The sequence below is a fragment of the Cytophagia bacterium CHB2 genome, assembly GCA_030263535.1.
Lineage (GTDB): Bacteria > Zhuqueibacterota > Zhuqueibacteria > Zhuqueibacterales > Zhuqueibacteraceae > Coneutiohabitans.
Genome location: SZPB01000448.1, coordinates 1 through 4557 on the forward strand (window position 1 = coordinate 1; position 4557 = coordinate 4557).

Sequence of the window (4557 nt, forward strand, 5' to 3'; positions counted from 1 at the left end):
GCAATACCCGCGCGGCACGCGCATCGACAACATGGGGTGTGAAATCGCGCGGCTAGAGGCGTTTCAAACTTTTCTCGAAAATCTCGAAAATTATCAACGGAGATGATTATGGCGGTAAAGGCTGCAGCTTCTGTTTTAGCGAAAAACGAACTTGTTCAGGCAACCGCACCGGCTGCGGCCACGAAGCCTGCACGGCAACGTGTTTGGCGCGCAAACCAACCGCTATCCATTTCAACGAAGCAGGATAAATTCACCGTGGTGGCGCTCTCGCCCAAACGCGGTGAGCGCGTGTTGGAAGTGGGATGCGGCGCCGGGCGGCGATTGCCGATTATCGCGCGCGCGGGCGCCGCAAGCATTGGTCTTGATCCGTCACCCGAGTTGTTGCGCGCGGCCAACCGGCGTTTTCCCGAAGGCATGTTGTTGCAATGTGATATCGAGCAGCCGTTTCCGCTGCTCGGGAATTATTTTGACGCTGCGTTATGCGTCCTTGCCGGCGAGCATCCGGAACGGCTGCATTTTATGCTGCGTGAAGTGCATCGCGTGCTGCGGCCCGGCGGCCGGGTTTTGTTGGCGCTCCATTATCCTGAAATGGCGGCGCCGAACACCACTTCAAGCAAGGGGCCGGTGAATTTGGAGCTTAATTTTTATGAGGTTGATTTTGAGATGCGCTCCGGCCCGTTTCGCTATTCGCCGCACGATTATGTCACGGCTTTGCACCAGGCCGGATTTTATGACGTGCGCCAACACGAGGATGGAAAAACTTCGATTTTACGCAGTGAACAGGAGGCCTTTTTCGTCGGGCCAAGGGCCTTCCCAACCCAGGTGATTCTGCAGGCGCTGCGCCCCAATTTGCATGAGGTCTAAAAAATTGCTTGACTTGTATGATTGTGCTCTCTACCTTCCGGCCACTTTTATATTTCATGCGCGGCGCGCCCAATCAAAAGCCAATTTGTATAATGATCCAGCCTCGATTTAGCCGGGATTGAGAGAATCCGGGGCGTGAGAGTTCCGACACTCTAATGACAGTGGCCAAGCCGTTGCAAAAATCTCCTCAAAAATTACCGCATTTTCGGATGGACTCGTAATAACTTTCCTATCTGCTTTGCACAGCTATTCCTCTCTCGCGCAGCGTGAGGAAACTAAGCTCAAAAACTTGTAGATTCCCGCTGACACATTTTGACAAGACGATGATCGTGGAGTTGAACGTAATCGTCATCATGACAAGTTGTTCCTGCCTGCGGTTTTTCGATTCAACTTATTTTCGCTGTCTCAACTCAAATTGAGATAGATACCATCTACTAACCCACTCCACTTAACTAGTGTCAGGAGGCAAGGCATGTACAAATCCTTCACCACTGTCAACCGCATGCGCATGCTCAAACTGATATTGCTTGCGTTTGCGATGATGCTGGCAATCAGTTGCAGCGAGAAGTTTGACGCGCCGAGCGAACCGGGAGCAAATCAACAAGGCGCGGTGCTCAGCAAAGAAAATCCGCAAGTGCAGGCGGTGATGGCCGTGCAAGAGCGCCATACCGAAAAACTGATGGCCAATCCCAACGTCGTCGGCACGGCAGTCGGCATGACGGAAGGCGGCAAACCCGCAGTACTGGTCATGCTGAAATCGGAAATCATACCGGACGCCCTGGAGAAACGAGCCCCTCTGCCCACAGAGATCGAGGGTGTGCCAGTGGTTACTTTGGTGACGGGTGAGATTAAATCGTTGAAGGGCGGCGGCGGTGGTGGCGGCTTCAACCCAACTTTGAAATACCGTCCTGCGCCGAACGGCGTTTCCCTTGGGCATTTCAATATCACGGCCGGCACGCTGGGCTGCCTGGTTACCAAGGGCGGCAACACGTACATTTTGACCAACAATCACGTCGCCGCCGATGAAAACAATGCCAGCCTTAATGACAACATTCTTCAGCCGGGTCCCTATGACGGCGGGCAGAATCCGGGTGATGCCATTGGCACGCTCTCGGAATACGAACCTATCGTTTTTTCGACTTCAGCCAGCAATGTGATCGATGCGGCTATTGTCAGCGTCAATCCGGCTGACGTAACCGGTGCCACTGCCGATGAAGGCAATTACGGCATGCCTTCGTCTACCATTGTATCGGCGGCTGTGGGCATGGATGTAAAAAAGTGCGGCAGAACTACCGGTTGCACCAGCACCTCAACCTCCAGCTCACGTGAGGGCATCACTGGAATTAATGCCACAGTGAACGTCGGTTATAGCACGGGCACGGCCCGCTTTGTCAACCAGATCGTCATCACCAAGAGAAGTTTCAGCGCCGGCGGCGATTCCGGCTCACTCATCGTCAATCTCAATGACAATCCGGTCGGCTTGCTGTTTGCAGGCAGCAGCACCACAACGATTGCCAATCCAATTAGCGCAGTGTTGAGTGAGTTTAACGTCAGCATTGTCGGCGACTAAACGCCGGGCAATTCACAAGCTGATGAGATGAGGGGAAGAGCATCTCTAAGTTGACTCTTCCCCTTTTTTATTTTTGAAATTGCCGCCCGGGCGCTGCGTTTTCACGCTTGATCGTGTCAATATAATAACAGATATTGACCGGTCACTTGGAGCATTCATTCGCTGCCAATCAGTAGAATGATAGCGACGGGTCAATGAGTCGCTTAGAAGAACGGGGTTGCTCAAGATATTTTTATGTTGGAGATGAGAATGCCCCGATGGCTTTCAACATTACGGACTTTTTCGAGCGCGTGCCTGATGATTGGTTTAGCCGTCAGTTGTTCGGGTAAGTCCGGCAACCAGCAACAGGGAGAACAAACCATGCCGCAACGGCCGATCGCAATCGTTTTGCAGGAACACACGGATGAATTAATGACAATGCCGGGAGTAGTGGGAACGGCGGAGGGGTTGTGCGAAGACAAGCCGTGCATCAAAGTTTATGTGGCCGCGCTATCGCCCGAACTTGAGCAGAAAATTCCGAAAAATATCGAAGGCTATGCTGTTGAAATCGAAGCCACCGGCGAGTTTGAAGCGCTGCCGGTGAAGTAGCAATCACGGGCAATAGGCGATTAGCTTTTGAAATATAGAATAAAATTCTGAAAGTGTTTCACCCACTGAAATCCCATTGAAAAGGCTTTTTTCTGTGGCAGTTCGACTTTTGCGGGCGAAGTCCTCAAAGCTGCTCGCAGAGCTTTACGAATCTTCGAAAATCGTTTGGTTCAACGAGCGGCGCGAAATTCCTCCCTACCAGCTCCTTCCGCTTTCTTTAAAATAAGCGTGCAAATTCCGCCGGGCTTTTAAATTGATCGCTTCCGCCCATAAATCAACGGGATTGAGATCATCCGTCAAAACCGGAACGCCATTTGTGTCCGGCTCGAACCGTTCCGCCCAGGCCAGTTCTTGATGGACGCCGGGCGTGTTCATGTAATTCAAATCCGTGATGTCGCTGAGAACGATGGGGCGGAGCAATTCCATTTCCCGGTTGGAAGCCAGCAGGATCATGTTGCCGATTTCCTCTGCCGGTTCATACGTCGGCAACGCCAGTACATGCGTAAAGCTCTGCTTGAGAGTCGCCGCCAGCGAACGAATCAAAAGGTGATGCCAGCCCAGCGTTTCGACGTTGATGGCAAGCACGCCTGGGGGTTTCAGACGAGATGCAATCAGGGCAAACGCCTCGGCGGTGACGAGATGAAAGGGTATCGAGCTGCTGCCAAAGGCATCCATCGCGACGACATCGTAGGTTTTTTCCCGGCGCAGCAGAAACTCGCGGCCATCGCCGTGAAAAATATTTCCCTCTGCGGCTTGCAAGCCAAAATGCTTTTGCGCCATGGCCGTTACCACCGGATCGATTTCGATCGCATCCACCCGCCAGCCGTCTTGAGCAAAGCTTTTGACGACAGAACCTCCGCCCAGCCCGACCAATAAAAGCTCGCCGGGATTATCAAAAAAAGATTTGGTCAAATCCATCACCGCGACATAGGGAAAATGCGATTTCCACGTCGCCGGGTCGACGATGGTATGCGTGCCGCCATCGATGAGCAGATGTCGGCGCTTGTTGGTTTCCAGCACGCGAATTTCGGCATACGCACTTTGTTCTATGGCCAACAGCCCGGCAGCCGCGTCCGTTTGCTGGCGAGGCTGGGCCATGCCGATCATGCCGCCCAACAGCAGCAGCAAAATCGCGCCGGCCAGCGCCGGTTTGGATTTTTTTTCAAGCGCCAAACCGAGGGCGGCGGTGACCAGCAAAACCAGGCCAATGGTGAGCATCAAACGGTTCACACCGACATTCGGAATGAGAAAAAAACCGGTAAAAACGGCGGAGAGCACACTGGCAATCGTTGACAGTGCATAAAGGTTTCCGGCGGTGCGGCCAACTTCGTCGAGGCTGAACACGCGCAAGCGAATCGCATAAGGGCTGACCATGCCGAGCAGCGTCAGCGGCGGGGCAAACAGCACGAATGCCGCGACCAGCACGGCGAAACGCAGGCCCAAAGGCTCGGCAAGAAAAAGCAAAGGCTGTTTAATCCAGGGAATGAGAATCAGCCAAAAACCGGCGATGGCCAGCAACGTGCATAGACGCGACA

At 53.3% G+C, this 4557-nt stretch carries 4 protein-coding genes; 3 read left to right on the top strand and 1 reads right to left on the bottom strand.

Features of this window, described 5'->3' with window-relative positions; translation table 11 throughout:
* Positions 1-102 precede the first annotated feature (102 nt).
* The 3 genes from FBQ85_26950 to FBQ85_26960 all read left to right on the top strand — a co-directional run bounded on the left by FBQ85_26950 (position 103) and on the right by FBQ85_26960 (position 3022).
* Positions 103-864 (top strand): class I SAM-dependent methyltransferase, encoded by a 762-nt coding sequence (locus FBQ85_26950; GenBank protein ID MDL1878773.1) that lies wholly within the window; start codon positions 103-105, stop codon positions 862-864.
* Positions 865-1336: 472 nt separating this feature from the next.
* Positions 1337-2434: a hypothetical protein gene (locus FBQ85_26955; GenBank protein ID MDL1878774.1), complete on the top strand. Its 1098-nt coding sequence runs from the start codon at positions 1337-1339 to the stop codon at positions 2432-2434.
* 360 nt (positions 2435-2794) lie between these two features.
* A complete protein-coding gene (locus FBQ85_26960) occupies positions 2795-3022 on the top strand; it encodes a hypothetical protein (GenBank protein ID MDL1878775.1) in 228 nt (75 codons plus the stop codon).
* Between the two features lie 195 nt (positions 3023-3217).
* Here FBQ85_26960 and FBQ85_26965 read toward each other — a convergent pair.
* On the bottom strand, positions 3218-4557 hold a 1340-nt coding region (locus FBQ85_26965; GenBank protein MDL1878776.1), incomplete at its 5' end, for a hypothetical protein.